This is a genomic window from Myxococcales bacterium, assembly GCA_016716835.1.
Lineage (GTDB): Bacteria > Myxococcota_A > Polyangia > Haliangiales > Haliangiaceae > JADJUW01.
On record JADJUW010000001.1, the window covers coordinates 1587367 to 1604186 of the forward strand.

General features: G+C 62.1%; 17 protein-coding genes and 3 pseudogenes. 7 read left to right on the forward strand and 13 right to left on the reverse strand.

What is annotated here, in order from left to right; all coding sequences use genetic code 11:
* Window positions 1-264: 264 nt before the first annotated feature.
* The 6 genes from IPL79_06970 to IPL79_06995 form a co-directional block, all read right to left on the reverse strand.
* Window positions 265-741, reverse strand: coding sequence for a biopolymer transporter ExbD (locus IPL79_06970; GenBank protein ID MBK9070728.1), 477 nt, complete (start codon window positions 739-741; stop codon window positions 265-267).
* 23 nt (window positions 742-764) lie between these two features.
* The gene (locus IPL79_06975; GenBank protein MBK9070729.1) at window positions 765-1238 is read right to left on the reverse strand and encodes a biopolymer transporter ExbD; all 474 of its coding nucleotides are present in this window, start codon (window positions 1236-1238) and stop codon (window positions 765-767) included.
* A gap of 1 nt (window position 1239) precedes the next feature.
* Window positions 1240-1923 (reverse strand): MotA/TolQ/ExbB proton channel family protein, encoded by a 684-nt coding sequence (locus IPL79_06980; protein MBK9070730.1) that lies wholly within the window; start codon window positions 1921-1923, stop codon window positions 1240-1242.
* Window positions 1924-2015: 92 nt separating this feature from the next.
* Window positions 2016-2765: a hypothetical protein gene (locus IPL79_06985; protein MBK9070731.1), complete on the reverse strand. Its 750-nt coding sequence runs from the start codon at window positions 2763-2765 to the stop codon at window positions 2016-2018.
* A gap of 12 nt (window positions 2766-2777) precedes the next feature.
* Window positions 2778-3614, reverse strand: a complete 837-nt coding sequence (locus IPL79_06990; GenBank protein ID MBK9070732.1) for a tetratricopeptide repeat protein — start codon at window positions 3612-3614, stop codon at window positions 2778-2780.
* A 184-nt stretch (window positions 3615-3798) separates the two neighbouring features.
* Window positions 3799-4425, reverse strand: coding sequence for a hypothetical protein (locus tag IPL79_06995; GenBank protein MBK9070733.1), 627 nt, complete (start codon window positions 4423-4425; stop codon window positions 3799-3801).
* 64 nt (window positions 4426-4489) lie between these two features.
* On the opposite strand from IPL79_06995, the gene IPL79_07000 reads away from it, so the two are divergent.
* The gene (locus IPL79_07000; GenBank protein ID MBK9070734.1) at window positions 4490-5872 is read left to right on the forward strand and encodes a sigma-54-dependent Fis family transcriptional regulator; all 1383 of its coding nucleotides are present in this window, start codon (window positions 4490-4492) and stop codon (window positions 5870-5872) included.
* On the opposite strand, the gene IPL79_07005 is transcribed toward IPL79_07000, so the two are convergent.
* Window positions 5810-6553, reverse strand: a complete 744-nt coding sequence (locus IPL79_07005) for a hypothetical protein (GenBank protein ID MBK9070735.1) — start codon at window positions 6551-6553, stop codon at window positions 5810-5812. The genes IPL79_07000 and IPL79_07005 overlap by 63 nt on opposite strands.
* A 409-nt stretch (window positions 6554-6962) precedes the next feature.
* Between IPL79_07005 and IPL79_07010 the strand changes: the two genes are divergently transcribed.
* Window positions 6963-7472, forward strand: a complete 510-nt coding sequence (locus tag IPL79_07010) for a pilin (protein MBK9070736.1) — start codon at window positions 6963-6965, stop codon at window positions 7470-7472.
* Between the two features lie 234 nt (window positions 7473-7706).
* Here IPL79_07010 and IPL79_07015 read toward each other — a convergent pair whose 3' ends face one another.
* A complete protein-coding gene (locus tag IPL79_07015; GenBank protein MBK9070737.1) occupies window positions 7707-7979 on the reverse strand; it encodes a hypothetical protein in 273 nt (90 codons plus the stop codon).
* A 56-nt stretch (window positions 7980-8035) separates the two neighbouring features.
* Here IPL79_07015 and IPL79_07020 point away from each other — a divergent pair, with 56 nt between their 5' ends.
* The gene (locus IPL79_07020; protein MBK9070738.1) at window positions 8036-8608 is read left to right on the forward strand and encodes a hypothetical protein; all 573 of its coding nucleotides are present in this window, start codon (window positions 8036-8038) and stop codon (window positions 8606-8608) included.
* A gap of 20 nt (window positions 8609-8628) precedes the next feature.
* On the opposite strand, the gene IPL79_07025 is transcribed toward IPL79_07020, so the two are convergent.
* Complete coding sequence (locus IPL79_07025) at window positions 8629-8982, reverse strand: hypothetical protein (protein ID MBK9070739.1); 354 nt, start codon at window positions 8980-8982, stop codon at window positions 8629-8631.
* Between the two features lie 153 nt (window positions 8983-9135).
* Here IPL79_07025 and IPL79_07030 point away from each other — a divergent pair, with 153 nt between their 5' ends.
* Window positions 9136-9621 carry a peptidylprolyl isomerase gene (locus tag IPL79_07030; GenBank protein ID MBK9070740.1) on the forward strand — a complete coding sequence of 162 codons (486 nt, stop codon included), beginning with the start codon at window positions 9136-9138 and terminating at the stop codon, window positions 9619-9621.
* A gap of 38 nt (window positions 9622-9659) precedes the next feature.
* Here IPL79_07030 and IPL79_07035 read toward each other — a convergent pair whose 3' ends face one another.
* Together IPL79_07035 and IPL79_07040 are read right to left on the reverse strand one after the other, a co-directional pair.
* Window positions 9660-10334 carry a transposase gene (locus IPL79_07035; protein ID MBK9070741.1) on the reverse strand — a complete coding sequence of 225 codons (675 nt, stop codon included), beginning with the start codon at window positions 10332-10334 and terminating at the stop codon, window positions 9660-9662.
* 166 nt (window positions 10335-10500) lie between these two features.
* Window positions 10501-11173 (reverse strand): annotated as a pseudogene (locus tag IPL79_07040) (DTW domain-containing protein).
* 9 nt (window positions 11174-11182) lie between these two features.
* On the opposite strand from IPL79_07040, the gene IPL79_07045 reads away from it, so the two are divergent.
* From IPL79_07045 to IPL79_07055, 3 genes and pseudogenes are all read left to right on the forward strand, one after another.
* Complete coding sequence (locus tag IPL79_07045) at window positions 11183-11749, forward strand: isochorismatase family protein (GenBank protein MBK9070742.1); 567 nt, start codon at window positions 11183-11185, stop codon at window positions 11747-11749.
* Window positions 11750-11911: 162 nt separating this feature from the next.
* A pseudogene (gene nhaA, locus IPL79_07050) lies at window positions 11912-13260 on the forward strand (Na+/H+ antiporter NhaA).
* A gap of 244 nt (window positions 13261-13504) precedes the next feature.
* Window positions 13505-14986, forward strand: coding sequence for a sigma 54-interacting transcriptional regulator (locus IPL79_07055; protein ID MBK9070743.1), 1482 nt, complete (start codon window positions 13505-13507; stop codon window positions 14984-14986).
* A gap of 10 nt (window positions 14987-14996) precedes the next feature.
* Here IPL79_07055 and IPL79_07060 read toward each other — a convergent pair whose 3' ends face one another.
* Together IPL79_07060 and IPL79_07065 are read right to left on the reverse strand one after the other, a co-directional pair.
* Window positions 14997-15704 (reverse strand): methyltransferase domain-containing protein, encoded by a 708-nt coding sequence (locus IPL79_07060; protein ID MBK9070744.1) that lies wholly within the window; start codon window positions 15702-15704, stop codon window positions 14997-14999.
* A 62-nt stretch (window positions 15705-15766) separates the two neighbouring features.
* Window positions 15767-16800 (reverse strand): annotated as a pseudogene (locus tag IPL79_07065) (SPFH domain-containing protein).
* Between the last annotated feature and the right edge of the window lie 20 nt (window positions 16801-16820).

Consider the following 16820-nt stretch of genomic DNA (forward strand, 5'->3'; position numbering starts at 1 on the left):
CTTGTACTTGGCAGCCGCCTGATAAGTCAAGCCTTCGGGAAGTTTGTGTCACCCTCTTGTTGCAGAGCCGACACTAGCGAAATCGCGCACAAACATGAGCATTTACGCCTAACCCCTGCTAACGCGCTGCGTACCTAAGGCAGCACCTTTGAAGCGCGCCCAGGGAGCGATCTGCTCGGCTGAACCGCGCTCCGGATTGGAGTGAGCGGTCACCACGGCAAAGTGTTGCGTTTTGCTACGGTCCTGGCCGCGCGCTACCGAAATCTATGGCGCCGCGGGCGCCGTGCCGTCAGTCGGCTCTTTGACCTTGATCGCGATCTTAATTTCGTCGCGATTGTTGGGGTCGCTCGCCATGCTGCGCAGGGTGTCCATGGCACCGGTAACCTGCCCCCAAGGGACGTTGTCATCCGCATCGACAAACACCACCTTGTCTCCCTTAAGGCCATCCAAGATCGGCCTCATGGTCGTCGCTAAATCGCCAAGCTTAAAGGTGCGCTCGCTATCGCCGTCGTTAAAAATGACCTCGGAGTTTTCCTTCACCAGCACGGTCAATTGCTTGTTGTTGGTGGCCAGGATCTCGTTGTCGTCGAGCTTGCGCGGCACCTGGACGGTGATGCGCTTCATCATGATTGGCATGGTCACGAGAAAGATAATGAGGAGCACGAGCACGACGTCGACGAGCGGCGTCACATTAATCTCGGTGCGTATGCCGCCACTGCCTCCACCTGTGTTCATGCCCATGGGTATCTCCTTCTACGTGCTAGCTACTTGAGCTCTTCGGCGGTCGCGATATCAAACGACACGTTGGGCATGTCTTTGAGCGCAATGATGAGCGGATAGACTTGGTTATAGGGCAGCGAGCTGGAGGCCTTCACGAAGACCCGCCCCTTGCCCGCTTCGACCTGCGAGGTGTCCCAGGCGCGCTGGATGCGGTCGCGGAGGTCTTTTTCGACCGCCGGTGTCAGCTTTTTCGCCGCGCCCTTGTCGCTTAACATCTCTTTGTCAAACCAGATGTTGCCGTCGGCATCGAGCGCCACCACGGGCTGCTGCTGGTCTTTTTCTTGTGAGTGAAACTTGGTCTTGGGCAGGTCGGCAATGTCGCGGCCGCGGGCCATCATCGGCGCGATCACCATAAAGATGATGAGCAACACCAGCACCACGTCGACCAGCGGCGTGACGTTGATGTCGTTGCGAACCGCATCGACCTTTGGCTTTTTTGGCAGCCGACGCCCGGCCATGTTACGCCCGTCCTTCGAGCAGCACGAAGTCGACAAATTCCGACGAGACGTCGTTCATGTCAACCGCGATGCTTTCGACCTTGGTCGTATACAAGTTAAAGTAAATCGCCGCGATAATAGCGACGAGGAGACCCACGGCTGTCGATAGGAGCGCTTCGGCGATGGCCGGACCGACGGTGTCGATGGTGCCGCCGCCCTTGAGCAGACCGAAGGCGTTGATAATACCGAGCACGGTGCCGAACAATCCGACGAACGGCGTAATGGTGGCGACGGTGCCGAGACCGCCCAGGCCCTTGCGCAGGTTGAGGGTTTCGCGTTCCTTGATGCGGTCGAGGGTGCGGTTGAGCGCGTCGATGACGTCAAATTCGCCGACGTCGTTAGGGCCGTACTTGGCCTGCGCCGCTTGGCCCGACTTGACGGCCTTGAGCGCGCCTTCCATGACCCGCGCAATCGGGCTCTTGGTGTGCGCCTGCGCCTGTTGCAGCGCGGCGTCCATGTTGCGGCTCGACAAGGCGGCGCGCAGGGCATGCACGTAGCCAACGTTCTCGGTCGTCGCTTTTTTGAAGGTCGCGTAGCGCTCAAAAATAATATAGAGCGCAAACAGCCCCATCACGATCATGAAGATGTTGGTGAGAATCACCGGCACACTCATGTGTTTGACTAGTTCGACGAGATTGAAATCCATGGCTAACCTTTCAAGAAGTGGCTATATAAAATCTGGTAAAGAAAACTGCAAGTCCAATATGTTACGCGTTGCCGCCGCAAGGCCGCAGGGCCCTACTTTTGCATGTAAATAAACTGCACCACCGAGCACGTTGGCACGGCCTTGCCGTTGACCAAAAACGCCCGATACCGCCACTTTCGCACTTCGCCGAGGATTTTGCTGTCATAGGAGGCAAACCCGGTGCCGCCGCCAACTTTGGTTGCCGAAGAAACATTGCCGCTGGCATCGACGCAGACCTTGACGCTGGCGATTAGGCGGCTCTTGCCGGAGCGCGAAATCTCGAGCTTGGTCATGTCGTCGGGCTGAATTTGTTCGTTGCCCGAGATGCGGTTCGCCTTAAACGCGGTGGGGGGCACGGTTTGTTGGGTTGGCACGGGCGGTGGTGCGACCGCCGCCACGCCGGTTCCGCCGACCACGCCGCCAACCACGCCACCGGCGACGCCGCCTTCAACGCCGCCCTCGACGCCATCGGCTTCGCCGGCATCTTCGGGGGTATCGAGCGATTTTTCCGGTTCGGCCTTCTTGAGCACCGGTTGCACCGGGGTTTCGACTTTGATTTTCTTGACCGTCGGGACCACTTCGGTTTTGGGCTTGGCGCCGCCCTTGGGTGGTGGCGGCGGCGGCGGATCGCTGGCCGGGATGGCGTCGACGTCGATGCCGCTGCGAGGCATTGGCAGCTTGGCAATCGACCACACCGAGCGGACCTGGACAATCGTCAGCGATAAAATCGCGATGATAATCCCTGGCACGACAAATTCTTTGCGGCGTTTGTAGGTTAGGCCTCGGTCGTAGTTTTCGAACATGCGTTCCTCCAGTTAGGGCGTTGGCTTGGCAGCGGCGGCCGCTTCCGCCGCCTTGGCGGCTTTGGCTGCCTCACCAAATAGAACGCGCCAGCGCCCCATATAGATCTCTGACTCGGCGACGTCGATGGCCATGGCCCAGGAGGGGCCGTGGGAGGCGCCCCGGAAGGCGTACAAGTTGCCCAAGGTCCCGACAAGTTCGACATTTTTAGGCTCAATTTGGGTGCCGGCAATGAGGTAGCCCAGCGCCAGGTCGGCGTTGGCGATGCGCTCGTCGCCAACCACCTTGGCGATGTCCCGCAACCGCGCCTTGGCCATCCGACCTATCATTAGATAGGCGGACACCTTGCCATTATCGGGTGCAATGTCGGCCTCTTTGGCAAACCAGCCCACGGCCGCTTCATAGCGCCCGGCCTCGAAGTTAATCGCCCCCAGCTTGCTGAGGATTTCGCGGCTTTGCGGCGCGGCGGCGTGTTCTTTTTCCCAATAGGCAATCGCCTTGTCGTAGTCGCCAACGCCGGTCCACAGCTTGGTGATGATGGTGCGAATTTGGTTTTCGCTGGGGTGGCGGTCTAGGTAAAACTGCAGGTGTTTGGCGGCCTTATCGGCCATCGCCTTGTTTTCCGGCGTGGTGTCGCCGGGGCGAAACTGCTTGTAGCAAACCATGCCGAGGTTGAAATGCGCGATTTCCAGGTCGGGCGACGCCGCGATGGCCTGGTCGAGCAGCGCCTCGGCCTCTTTGTATTTTTGCTCATCGTGCAGCGTGGTGGCCTCTTTGACCTTGCTGCGCGCGGAGTATTCCTTACAGCCGCCTGCCGCTGGTGCCATAGCAAGCACCAACGCGACTGCCACTAGCGATTGCCATCGTACATAAGCCGCCATTGGGGGTCGGACTATAGGGAAAGGAGTGCGGTGCATCAACGACTTTCTGGTGTCTTTATGTAGCATTTATCGGCTTGCGACAAGCCAGTATGCGCTAGCGCGCGCTAACACCATCGAGACCTGGGGCGACAAGGTGACACGGCGAATAGAGTGGCTACTTGGGGAGCCGCATCGGGATATGAATTAGATATCGATCGAGATCGGCCTCGCCGGGCGCCGGCATGGTCGTGCCGACCGCGCCTCGGCGCATGCACTCGGTGAACGCGCCACGCGCCGAATCTGCAATGTCGCGGGTGGAAAACGAAACATCCGTGACCGTGAGCTGGCCGCTCGCCACTTGCACCACGAACGCGGGTTGCACCAGGGCATTGGAGCCGCGCGCCTCGCGGGGCAGCTCGCTTGTGCATTGCGCGAGCACGGGCAACATCGCCGTGCCGAGCGCAGCGCCGGTTGGCGTCGCGACGCCCTTGAGATCAAATTCGGTGCCCGGCGGGATCGGATCCGGGACATCGCGCACGCCATGCGTGGTGCGGTCTTGCACGATCGCGCCGCTCTTGGTGACGAGCACCGGCGGTGGCTCACCATCCTTAATCGCGGTGGCGCCGGGGTCGAGGCGATCGGTGCCGGTTGCGCGTTGCGCGACGCCGGCGCTCGGCGACGTGCGCGACGACGACGGCCCATCGCCAGCGCGCGCGCGCAGCAGCCACCAAGCGATGATGGCGACGCCGGCGAGCGCGATGCCGATGATAAGCCGGCGCGCAACGTTTGAGCTATCTGCCATGGCCCTACCCTACAAAGCGCGGGCGGGCGACGCAACGCGCGCGCGATGAGTTATCATTTATGGCATGGGCCAAGTTTGGGTGGTGGACGACGAACAGTCCATGCGCGAGTTTTTGTCGATTTGCTTGCGCCGCGCTGGCCATGACGTCGTGCTCTGTGAGTCGGCCGATAAGGCCTTCGAGAAACTTAGCCAAACCGAGGCCGCGGAGCACCCCGACGTCGTCGTTACCGATTTGCGCATGCCCGGCAAGCTCGATGGCATCGGCCTGCTCACTGCAATGAAGGCCGCGAATATCGCGAGCGAGGTGATCTTGGTGACGGCATTCGCCACCGCCGACACCGCGATCGCCGCGATGAAGCTCGGCGCTTATGACTACCTAACCAAGCCGTTTAAGATCGACGAGATCAACGCGGTCATTGGCCGGGTGATGGAGAAGCGCGGGCTGATGCTGCAAAACGCGGCGCTCAAGGAAAAGGTCGAGGGCAAGGTGCGCCTAGGGCGCCTGCTTGGCAAGAGCCGCGCCATGCACAAGGTGTTCGAGCTGATTACCAAGATTCACTCGACCAAGACCAACGTGCTCATTACCGGCGAGAGCGGCACCGGCAAGGAGCTGGTGGCGCGCGCGCTGCATTCGGAAAGCAATCGCCAGGCCGGCACCTTTGTCGCGGTGAACTGCGGCGCGATTCCCGAAGAGTTGATGGAATCCGAGCTGTTCGGCCACGTTAAAGGTTCGTTCACCGGCGCGCACCAAGACAAGGTGGGTTTGTTTAAGCAGGCCAACGGCGGCACGCTGTTTCTCGACGAAATTGGCGAACTCGGCCTTAGCCTGCAAGTAAAGCTGTTGCGCGCGCTGCAAGAGCGGCGCATCAAGCCGGTCGGCTCGGCCGAGGAAAGCGAAATCGACGTGCGCGTGGTGGCGGCGACTAACCGCGAGCTCGAGGCCGAGGTGGCGCGAGGCGCGTTTCGCAGCGATCTTTATTACCGGCTCAATGTGATTGAAGTGCGCTTGCCGCCGCTGCGCCAGCGCCGCGAAGACGTGCCGCTTTTGGTCGACAATTTCATGCGGCGTTTCGGCGCGGAGCAAGAAAAGCAAATTCGCGGCATCACGCCCGAGGCGATGCGGCTGCTCGAGGCCTACGATTTTCCCGGCAATGCCCGCGAGCTGGAAAACATTATCGAGCGAGCGGTCGCCTTGTCGAGCGGGCCGACGAGGGACGCCGATGTGTTGCCGCATCTGCGCGCGGCGATTTCGCCGGCAGACTTGTCGGGGCAGTTTTCGCTGGCAACGGGCGGCGCGGTTGGTCCGGCGGGGCGGCCAGCGATGAATTTCCCGCCGACGGTGTCGACCTCGACCGCCTGCTCGCCGATTTTGAGCGCGGCTGGGTCACGCGCGCGCTGGAAAAAACCGGCGGCGTCCGCAAACGCGCCGCGGCGCTGCTTGGCGTGAGCTTTCGCTCGCTGCGTTATCGCTTAGACAAGCTTGGGCTTGATAAGGGCGAAGACCTTGAGCATGCGCCCGGCCCTGGCGAATCGACGATTCCCGGCAATCGCCCGGCGCGTCCGAGCGGTGGCGATGACGGCGGCGACCAGGCGTAGGGCGCCGCGCGGCAGGTTTGCGCTTACGGGACGTATTTGGCGCGCGTCGTGCCCGAGCTCCAGCTCGTGCCGTAGTAAATGTATTCTGGCGCCGTCGCGTTGCGATTGTCGTCGCACAGCGCGACGACGACATACCAATTCTGGCTCGCCGGCGCCGTGTTGGGAATGTGGTCAAACGGCTTGGTGGTGGCAATGGCCGAAAACGTGCCCGGCCCCCGCCGCGCGTCATATAGGTGCAGGCGACATCGGTGATGCTCGGCGCGACCTTAAGCGGCGCCCAGCTGGTAACGCCAGCGGTCTGCCACGGGCCCTTGGTGCCGTTGAGGTTGGCCTGCGGCACGCCCATGGTATCGGCGGTGGTGAAATAGCGCCCCATCTCCACGGCATATTGTTCCTGCCGCGTGCGGATGTCGGTGAGAATCGCGTTGGTTTCGGCGTTCATCTTGGCCTTGTTTGAGGTGCCAGAGAACATCGGCACCGCGACCGCGGCGAGAATGCCGATCAAGACGACGACGACGAGAAGTTCAACCAGGGTAAAACCCGCCTCGTTAGGTTAGCGATGATGACGGGCCGCGAAGGGCTGACGCAACCTCCCTGATTGGAGCTGATGGCGAACATGTGGCATGGCTCTATGCTAGCTCAATTCCATGGCGCCATGCGCGGTCTTACAATGTAGAGGCCGTGGCGCGCTGGCGCGACGGGCGCGCGCGGTTCGCACCCACGCTGTCCTACATCCAGCCTCCATCGCGCGCCGCGCGAAGTGCCGTTTTTTGGCAGCGGTGCCGTTTTTTGCTGCCAGTCGCGTCACTTAAATAAGTCGGCGCGGCATTTGCGGGCCTCTCATCAGCCAGTTAGCCAATTTCTTGCCTGGCACGTAGGTTGCTTATACCCTTCACGTCGCCCAATTCGGGGAAGTAACAATCTAAAAGGGGAAATACAAAATGCTTAGCAAACTAAACAAGAACAAAGAAGGTGGCTTTACGCTCATCGAACTCATGATCGTCGTCGCGATTATCGGCATCTTGGCCGCCGTCGCTATTCCGGCGTTTATGGATTACATGCGCAAAGGCAAGTCGGCGGAATTTGAGCTCCAGCTCAACGCCATTGGCAAAGGCGCGAAGACCGGTTTTGTGACCGAGTCGGCGTACCCAGGGCTCGACACGGGCATTCAACCAGCGGGCCACGCCCTGCGGCCAACGCCAAAAACCAGTATGCCGCTGGCGCTGGTGCTTGGAGCGTTGTTGCAGGCTCAGAGGCTGGCAGGCTCTGACTTTGTCATCACCGATGCCCACTACGGCCAGTACTGTACCAACTGCCGACCGCCGCCGCGCTTCGCAGCATTCACCAACCGGCACCGTCCCAGCGTTTTCTGGCGGTACTGCGACTTCAGGAACTGCGGTCCTCAATGCTCGTTTTTTTCAAGCCGTTGCAACATACGATGTCGATTGTGATGCCGACCTTGGTTCGCTCCAGTTGATCGGAGCGTCAACCACTGGTTCGCCAACGGTCTCGCTGAACAAGGCCGCAGCGGGTGACTAAGTAGAACTACTCATAACGAATGAGCAATGCCAGCCGCCCCATGGGCGGCTTTTTTGCGTTCATTCGTTAGCAAAAAAATTGGGCTCTTAAAGATTTTGTTAGCGAGGGCGCGTAAAATCGCAGCCGTGGCTGTGAATAGGAATTTGTTACGCCGACGATGGAGCGCGGTGGCCACATGTCTGGCTGCATTGCTCGGTGTCGGCACTGCGCAGGCGTTTCTCGGCGTGCGGCACGGGAAAAATCGGGCCAAGCCCAGCATTCCTGCGCCGGTCGCCGCCCAGCTCATGTCGCTCGGATACCGCGAAATGTGCGCCGATATTTTGTACACGCGCGGCCTCGCCCTCCTGGGCGGTCGCGGAGAGACCCTGGCCGATGTCGCTGGCATGGCCGACGCCATCGTGGCGTGCGACCCATTGCATGTACCAGCGTTTGAATGGATGCCGGCGGCGGCGGAGTTCGCCGATGAGTTCGACGGATGGCGGGCGCGCCGCAAATCGCTTACAAGACTGCAATTGAGTTTCTCGAGCGCGGTATTGCCCGCATGCCCAATGAATGGCGCATCCTCCAGCAGGCTGGGCAGATTTACCTGGTAGATCTAAAGAGCGATAACCCCATTGAAGATCGCGCATGGAAAGAGCGCGGCGCCATGTTGCTCGAGCGCGCGGTGCGGCAGCCCGGGGCGCCCAAAAAGCTAGCCACTCTCGCCGCGCACATCCGTACTTCTATGGGCCAGCACGAGCGCGCGCGGGAGAACCTTCGCGAAATGCTGGCCCTGGCAACCACCAAAGAAGAGCGCGACAAGTTCGCTAAGCGCCTCGCCGACCTATCGGCGACCTCGGCCGATGCCTTGGCTTATGAATATGAGATCAATCAGGCACAGACCGAGCGGCAGTGGAAGGCGGCGTTGCCGCAGGTGCCTTTAGCAGACAGCCTGCTGCTGCGCGGCGCACCTGAGCCAACGCTCGACCCGGCGAGCCTTGCAACCGCGTCCGCGCACCAAGCTGCGATGCCGCCTTTGCCGCCGCTGTATTGGGAGGCCGCGCCATGAGGGTACCTTCAGCCTATTCGCTAGTTGCCATGCTTTGCGCCAGCCTGAGCGCTGCCTGCAATCAGCCAGCGCCGGAAGCGCGCGCGCGCGGCGACATCCCAAACGCTGGCGCTGCAGCAAGTGCCCAGCGAAACCGACACCGCCGTTGCGGTTGTAAATGGGCAGCCCGTGCTCGCCTCGTGCGTCGCCGCGCAAACGTGGGCGGGCTCCGCCGCCGCGGCCTTGCAAGCGTGCATCGAGACCGAGTTGTTGGCGCAAGCGGCCATGCGCGAATACAACGCGCAGCCATCACCGGCAGGCGGCGACGTGCGCGCACCATCTGGGCCGCCGAGGCAGAGGCTGCCTTGCACGCAGCGCTGGCGGCCGCCGCGCAAGAACGTTTTTCAACGCTACGGTCAAGACGATTGCAGATCTGCCAGCAAAGGCCGTCGACCTGCATTTGAAAAATCCGGCGCCGCTTTGGCCAAGACGCCAACCATGGCCTCAAGCGCCCCGAATTCCGCCGCTATCGCTATCTGCGCATCAAGGTGAGTGGCGGCACCTCCGCCATGATCGAAGATGCCAAGGCCAAAGATGCGATGGCCCGAATTCATGCCGCTTTCGCCGGACGCGACGATGTCGTCGGCATCGAGTTTAAGCAGCTCGTCGACAAAGCCGACCCCGCCTGGGGCGTCGCCGAAGCTCAGCTTGAAACCTACCGCGGTGAGCTAACCCAGCGTGGGCAACTCGACCTCACCTTTGGCGACGTGCTGTTCACCATGAAAAAACCTGGCACGGTCTCCGCCCCTTTCCGCACCAAGTGGGGCTGGGACATCGTCTTGCTCGATACCATCTGGCCCGAGGAAACCACGCCAAAATCGAAAATCCTCACCGACATCTTCCCCGAGCTCCAGCGCCAACACTTCGTCACCTGGGTCCGCAGCCTCGCCGCCGCCGCCGGCACCACCGTCACCATCCACGACGACGTCCTCGCCCGCACCTCCCACCTAGGGGTCACTCCATGGGCGAAATAACCAAACAATTTCAGATATTTACCATGGCCACTGCGTGATCACAACGCTGTTGTCCCATCCGGCCGCTCAAACCGCTGGCGCTGCGAAGGTGCGCAACCCGCAACATAGGTGAGATTTGAGACTGGCCGCTGCCACGCCTCGATATTGGGGATACTCAGCGCCTCAAGCGCGTAACGTTCAGCAACTTGGGCATAGCTCATCGCGCGTTCGTCATCGCTGCGACCGAGCGCAACATACCAGGCCGATGGCGTCCAAATCTGCGGGCTGATCGCACCGGCATCCGCCCGGCCTTGATGGAGATGCAGGGTTGTAAATGGATAGGCCGCACCGTGCCAGGTAACTAGTCCGGCTGCACGTGGGTTTGCGTCGATGTAGGCAGTGACACATGCAAGATAGCGCTCGGTATCGACTAGTTTGCAGAAATATCTTTGCTCGTACAGCTTGCCCGTGGCACCGCGCCGCATATTTCGAAAGTGGGCGTAACGCTGCGAAGCCAACTTGATGCATGCGGGCAGCGCGAGCTCCGTCGAGGGTGTCAACAGCAGGTGAACGTGATTGGTCAAGATCGAAAGCGCGTTGAGTGCGCATCCAGTTTTATCGAGCGCTTGATGCAAAAAACGCAAGAAGGTTTCGTAGTCCAGGCGGCTGGAAAACAGCCTACGGCGGTTATTTCCGCGGATGACGACGTGGTGAGGTAGGTGCGGAACGAACATCCGCGGCTTTCTGGCCATGCAATGTTATCGACGGAGGCGACGATTTGTTGCGCCCTGCGGCGACGCCTCGGTGATACGTCAGGCACGGGGACCAAGACGGCTCATTGACGGTGGTCGCCGTTGCGTCAGCAGGTGACTACGCAGCACATAGATTAACCATATGTAATTATGGGATTAAATCGGTGGTGGAGTGACCCCGAGTCCGGAGGGTGGCGGCGACCATGGCGGAGAAGACAAGTTCGAGGGCGGTTTGGATGTGCGGGCCTTCGAGGATGCCCAGGGCGCGGGCGATGGCTTCCATGGTGGCGAGGCCGCCGGCCTTGGGTTCGTGGCGGAGGTGATAGGCGGTCGGTGCGCCGGCGGGCAGCGTGACGCAGCGGACGCCGGCGAGCCACGGTTCGCGCGCACGCACCTTGGAGGCTTGGCGCCACGAGCCATCGGGCACGATGAGCGTGACGGGGACGTCGCCGTCGACCATCGCTGGGCACAAGCTCGGTGGCGTCGTCGGCGGGATAGAGCAAGAGCGGACGCGTGGCGCTACTTATGGTTGGCGGCGGCATGGCGGCGGGCGAGTCCGCGCGATGCCCGCGCACGTAAACCTCGGAGTTGGCGAGACACTCCGTCGCGAGGCGGCCGGTGTTAGTTGGGCGGCGATCTTCGCGGTAGTGTGTCACTAGCAACAGCCGCGTTTGCGTGACCAGCGGCGGCGACGGGATGAGCGCGCACACACAACCATCGTCGAGCATGCGGCAGCGCACGCAGCGGCGGTCGGCGTTGTCGCGGCGGCTCACGTGGCGCGTATAGCACGCCGCCCTGCCCGCGCCGTAAATTCGTGGCATAGTGCGAGGATGAAACTTGAACGCTTGGAGCCGTCGCGGTCCGTCCTGCTCGTCATCGACATTCAAGAAAAGCTCGCGCCGGCGATGCCGAGCGAGATTACCGCGGCGGTGATCAAGCAAACCCTCACGCTGATCACGGCGAGCGCGCGGCTTGGCATACCCATCGTCGCCAGCGAGCAATACCCACAGGGCCTTGGCGCCACGGTGCCCGAATTAGCCGCGGCGCTGCGCGACGCCAAGGCGACCATGTTTAGCAAAGTCGAGTTCTCGGCGGTGCAGGCTCCAGCGTTTGCCGATATTTATCCAACGCTCGGTGCGCGCGACCAATGGATTTGCGCCGGCATGGAGACGCACATCTGCGTGTGGCAAACCGTGCGCGATTTGCGCGCGCGCGGCCTGCAAACGCATATCGCCAGCGATGCGGTGGCGTCGCGACGCAAAGCCAACTGGCGCACAGGCCTTGAGCTGGCAAAGAGCGCGGGCGGCGTGGTGGCTGGCACCGAGACCATTTTGTTTGACTGGCTCGGGCGCGCGGGCACCCCGGAGTTCAAAGAGTTGTCGCGGCTGATTCGTTAGGCGCTCGCGTGCTATCGCGAGCGCGCGGTTGCGTCGCCTGCGCGGCTTTGTTAGCGTGATCGTTAAAGGGTGCCGATGCGAGTGCACGGCAGGAGTTGGATGGTCGGGCCGCCATCCGCGTTTCGCCGCATGGGCGCGACGCAACCAGCTGCCGGAGCACCCATGTCGACTTCAAAGCCTACCCCTCGCGCCCCGCACCCCTCTATAGCGCCGACGCCGCCGGGCGCCTGGAAACCGGGGCGCGCGTTATTGCGACGCGCCGTAGCGCCGATCGACCGCTTTCTCCAAATCGAGGCGGCCAGCGGCATCTTGTTAATTCTCGCAGCAGCGATCGCCTCAACGATGGCTTAATGGCCATCTTCTTCTTCGTGGTCGGCTTAGAAATTCGCCGCGAAATGCATGAGGGCGAGCTGAGCACGGCCAGCCGCGCCGCCTTACCGATTTTCGCGGCACTAGGCGGCGTCCTGCTGCCGGCGATAATCTACGCGAGCATAAACTGGGGCCACGAAACCATCCGCGGTTGGGCTGTGCCGATGGCGACCGACATCGCGTTTGCCGTCGGCATTATGACGCTGCTTGGCGCGCGCGTTGCGCCGGCGCTGCGTATCTTGCTGCTGGCGCTCGCCGTCATTGACGACGTGATCGCCATCGTCGTCATCGCCGTCTTCTACGCGACTGACATCTCACAGGCTGGGTTCATAGCGGCGAGCGGCGGCCTGCTGATGATGGTGTTGTTCAAGCGGCTTGGCGTGCGCAATGCGTGGGCCTACGTCGCGCCTGGCGTTGTCATGTGGGCCGGGTTGTATGTCGGCGGCGTGCATCCAACACTGGCCGGCGTAATCGCCGGTCTGCTCACGCCCGTGACGGCGTGGTACGGCACAGCGGGCTTTGTCGCTCAGGCCAAGGCATCGGTTGACAGGCTGACGACGTTGCATACCCCAGACTTAGTGGTCCCCGCCGCGGAGGCTAGCGCGCGCGAGGTTGAGGTAGAAGAAGAACTGGCGGCGCTGACGGTGGCGAGCCGCGAAGCAATTTCGCCCGTAGACCGCCTGACCACCGCGCTGCACGGTTGGGTCGCTTACGGCATCATGCCAATCTTTGCGTTGGCAAATGCTGGCGTGCCGCTGGGAAGCGCAACCTTTGACGCCGCCGGCTCACGCGTATTTTGGGGCATTGCGCTGGGGCTGGCGATTGGCAAGCCGGTCGGCATCATGCTGCTGACGCGCGCGATGGCCGCGACCGGTGTCGTGGCCTTGCCACGTGGTGTGAAGTGGTCGCACGCTGCCGTTGTTGGCATGGTGGCAGGCGTGGGTTTTACGATGGCGCTGTTTCTTGCGCAGCTCGCGTTTCCCCCCGGGGCCTTGCTCGAAACCGCCAAGCTCGCTGTGCTGTGCGGCTCGGGCTGCGCCGCGGTGCTGGGCCTTCTCGCGGGGCGCTTGATCTTACCGAGCGCGCTGCCCACAGACGCTGCCGCCACGTCGCTTGAAGCGGAAACCGCGACCGACGCTTAGGGACGCGGGGCGCCGTTTGTAAGCGTGACGCGCGCGGCGTTGTTTTTCCCTTTGCGAATCAATTTGTTACGACGGCGTCACTGACACCGCGACAAGCCCGCTATAGGAGATCCCTCCCTCTTCCCGCTCCATCACAATGTGGGCGGAGGTATTCATGGGGATTAGCAATCAATTTGCAGCAGCGACCGAAGTGGACGGACAGGCCGTCAGTGCCCGGCCAGGGCATGCCCGCGCGGAGTCGACGATGCGCTTAGCGCAAACCACCACCGCGCGGGTGGCTGGGTTTCGCAACACCAACACCGGGCAATACATACCGCTACACCTGCGCAACCGCCTGGTGCTCGGGTCGCAACCGAGCTGCGATATCACCTTAAGCGATCCATACGTATCCAAGCTTCATTGCGTCATCGAGCGCGTCGGCGAACGCTGGTTTATTCGCGATCGGGAATCCGCCAACGGCACGTTCGTCAACGGCTATCGCGTCGAGGGCGCCGAGCTCCGCGTCGGCACACTGGTTGGCCTGGGCACGACTCGCTTGGTCGCGCTCGCGGATGACTCCGCCAGCGGCGCGCCTGCGGTGGCGGGGCTGATAGGCCAAAGCGAATCATTTCGCCGCAGCGTCGCCACGGCGCTGAAGATCGCCGGCAGCAGCTGCAACGTGCTGCTCATCGGCGAGACCGGCACGGGCAAAGAGCTCTTTGCCAAGATGATCCACGATGCCTCGCCGCGCGCCGCCGGGCCGTTTGTGGCGGTGAATTGTGGCGCGATTCCCAGCGAGCTCATTGCGTCGGAATTGTTTGGCCACCAGAAGGGCAGCTTCACCGGCGCCAGTGCCGACCGCAGCGGCTACTTCGAATGCGCCCACCAGGGCACGCTCTTTCTCGACGAACTCGGCGAATTGCCCCTGCTGCAACAACCCGCCTTGCTGCGTGCGCTCGAAACCGGCGTCATTCGCAAAGTGGGCGCGGCGCACGACATGGCCGTGAACGTGCGCGTCGTCGCCGCGACGAATCGGTTAAACCTAGGCCGCGACGCAGAGAGCCGCGTCCGCATGGATCTCTACCATCGCCTCGCGACGGTCACCATCAACTTACCACCCCTGCGGCAACGCCCGGAAGACATCATGGTGCTGGTGGAATATTACTTATCGCAACTGCGCGGCGAGTTTGGCGAGCGCGGCGTCAGCGCGGCCGCGCGCGACGAGCTGCTGCGCTATACGTGGCCCGGCAACGTGCGCGAGCTGCGGCATGCGGTCACTCGCGCCGTCAACTTGGGTGGCGAGGTGTTGCTTCCGAGCGACTTTTTCGAACCATCTGCGCCGCCGCAGACGGCCTTGCTCGTGCCGCAACAAGTCGAGCTGAGGCCCTATTATCCACCCATGCGCCGGCGCGCGCCTCGCATTGCGGATGCCACCGCCGTCCCTCATAGGCCCGCCTTCGACACCTCCGATGAGCAGCTCGCGCCGACAGCTACCGCGACACCGGACGACGGCTATGTGGAGATAGATCCGCGCGATGTCGAGTATCTCGGCCAGCACGGCGAGGTGCGGCGCTTGCAAGCGCAAAGCTATGCCGCGTATCAGCAGCAGCTGCGCGATCGCATGATCGCTGCGCTTGAGGCCAATACGTCCTTGCGCGGCGCCGCGCGCCTGATGGGCATGCCAAAATCGACGTTTATCAGCCGTGCGCGCCAGCTCGGCATCCTCGCGCCGCAGCTTAAGCGATAGCCGGCGCGAGCTACACGCGCTGGCAGCACGCGATATAAAAACCGGCGAGCTCGCGCGCGATGGGAAGATCGGCGCAGCGGCCTTCGACCTCGCGCAGCCATCCCCCCACCAGCGGCAGCCGCATCGCGCTGGCTGCCGGCGTAAAAATTCGCACGCCGCGCGACGTGACCCATTGCAACGAGGGTGGGAGGTAGGCCGCAATTTCCTGCGGCGTATCATAGCGGGTATACACCGCCTCATCGTCGACGCGCTGCGAGATGGCGGTCGCGGGCTTAAGCCGCTTTACCAGCCAACGCAGCGAGTGTTTATTATAGAACTCGGCGAGCACCCACCCGCCCGGTCGCACCACCCGCGCACACTCCGCGAGCGCACGCTCAATATCTTGCACATGCGCCAAGACCTTAAACGCGCACACGACGTCGAAGCTCTGATCCGCAAATGGCAGCGCGGTCGCATTGCCCTCACGCACCTCAAGTCCGCGCGCCCTGGCCTTGGCGAGCATCCCAGGCGATAGATCGACGCCGACCGCCGTCGCCGCAAAGGCGCCGATGCGGCCGAGCAACAGCCCCGTGCCGCAACCGACCTCGAGCACGTCGCGCCCAGTGCCGTAGCGCGCGACGAGCTCCACCTCGAGGTCGTCGAGCATGCGGTGGTAGGCACCGCTGCGCTCGCTTTCGTACCCCGCGGCAAATTCGTCGTAGTAGCTGCGATTATCCATGTGGCAACGCCGGGTCGCGCGTCGCGCAACAACGTGACGCTATAAGCGCGCGAGCAGGTCTTTCTTTTGGCTTCGAATTCCGCCTCGCTGAGAATCCCCGCGGCCTTGAGCTCGCCGAGTTGCTTCAGCAACGCCATGATTTGATCTTTTGATTCGCCGGCGGCCTCGGCCGCCGCGGCGGTGCGGCGCCAGGCTTGGCGACGTTGGATTGGTTCATCATGCCCGCCATCTGGCCGGCCATGGCAAAGCCCATGCCGATGCCGGCGCCGTCGAGCGCGCCGCCACCGCCGCCCTGCTTCATGCCCTCGGCAGCGCCCATCATCATTTCGGCCTGCGCCAACTGTTGATAACCGGCCATGCCGCCGCTCATATTGATGTACGCGGCGCGTTCGACCAGCTTGTCGAGGCGCACCTTGTCTTCTTGATCGAGCGAAATGGTGAAATCGCCAAAACGGATGATCTCGACGCCATAAGCATCGATGTCAGGCCGCACCGAGCCGAGTACGAATTGCTCGATTTCCTTGGTATAGGCGCCCGAAGACACCTTGAGCAGGGGCCAGCTCTCCTTGACGATCAGCTCGGCAATGTGGTCCTTCATGGACTTCTGGACTTGGCTCTTAAACCAGCCGATGAAGGCTTCATTTTCGGCCATGCGTTGGCCGACCAGGCCGATCAAAAATTTCGCCGGGTCGATGACCTTGGCCGAGAACTCGCCATGAACCATGAGGCGGACGCGCAATTGCGTCTGCGGATCTTGGATGTCGCCAATGCTGGTGCCGAATTTAATTTCGGGGTGTTCGCGCGTATTGACGAAATACACCTCGGCAATAAAGACGTTGCCGCCGGTGAACGAATCGATAAAATTGCTCAGGAAAGGAATATTTGACGTTTCGAGCGTGTGACGCCCAGGCCCTAAGCTGCCTTCGAGCTTGCCATCCTTGAAAAACAGCGCCATTTCGTCGCTGTCGACGGTGAGCTGCGACTTCATTGGGATGGTTTGATCGGGGTGCTTGTAGACCCAGAAATGTTTCGCGCCATCTGGCCGCGCGATCGCTAGTTCTTTGACCCCGCCCTTAATAAAATCCATGATGCCCATGAGTGTCTCCTTGCCCCGGC

What these genes read in the sequence shown, in the direction of transcription:
- IPL79_07035 (MBK9070741.1), bottom strand. Translation starts at nt 10,334, where the DNA reads ATGTTCGTTCCGCACCTACCTCACCACGTCGTCATCCGCGGAAATAAC.
- IPL79_07000 (MBK9070734.1), top strand. Translation starts at nt 4,490, where the DNA reads ATGGGCCAAGTTTGGGTGGTGGACGACGAACAGTCCATGCGCGAGTTT.
- IPL79_06975 (MBK9070729.1), bottom strand. Translation starts at nt 1,238, where the DNA reads ATGGCCGGGCGTCGGCTGCCAAAAAAGCCAAAGGTCGATGCGGTTCGC.
- IPL79_07010 (MBK9070736.1), top strand. Translation starts at nt 6,963, where the DNA reads ATGCTTAGCAAACTAAACAAGAACAAAGAAGGTGGCTTTACGCTCATC.
- IPL79_06985 (MBK9070731.1), bottom strand. Translation starts at nt 2,765, where the DNA reads ATGTTCGAAAACTACGACCGAGGCCTAACCTACAAACGCCGCAAAGAA.
- IPL79_07055 (MBK9070743.1), top strand. Translation starts at nt 13,505, where the DNA reads ATGCGCTTAGCGCAAACCACCACCGCGCGGGTGGCTGGGTTTCGCAAC.
- IPL79_07020 (MBK9070738.1), top strand. Translation starts at nt 8,036, where the DNA reads ATGGCGGGCGCGCCGCAAATCGCTTACAAGACTGCAATTGAGTTTCTC.
- IPL79_06995 (MBK9070733.1), bottom strand. Translation starts at nt 4,425, where the DNA reads ATGGCAGATAGCTCAAACGTTGCGCGCCGGCTTATCATCGGCATCGCG.
- IPL79_06970 (MBK9070728.1), bottom strand. Translation starts at nt 741, where the DNA reads ATGGGCATGAACACAGGTGGAGGCAGTGGCGGCATACGCACCGAGATT.
- IPL79_07045 (MBK9070742.1), top strand. Translation starts at nt 11,183, where the DNA reads ATGAAACTTGAACGCTTGGAGCCGTCGCGGTCCGTCCTGCTCGTCATC.
- IPL79_07060 (MBK9070744.1), bottom strand. Translation starts at nt 15,704, where the DNA reads ATGGATAATCGCAGCTACTACGACGAATTTGCCGCGGGGTACGAAAGC.
- IPL79_06980 (MBK9070730.1), bottom strand. Translation starts at nt 1,923, where the DNA reads ATGGATTTCAATCTCGTCGAACTAGTCAAACACATGAGTGTGCCGGTG.
- IPL79_07015 (MBK9070737.1), bottom strand. Translation starts at nt 7,979, where the DNA reads ATGCAATGGGTCGCACGCCACGATGGCGTCGGCCATGCCAGCGACATC.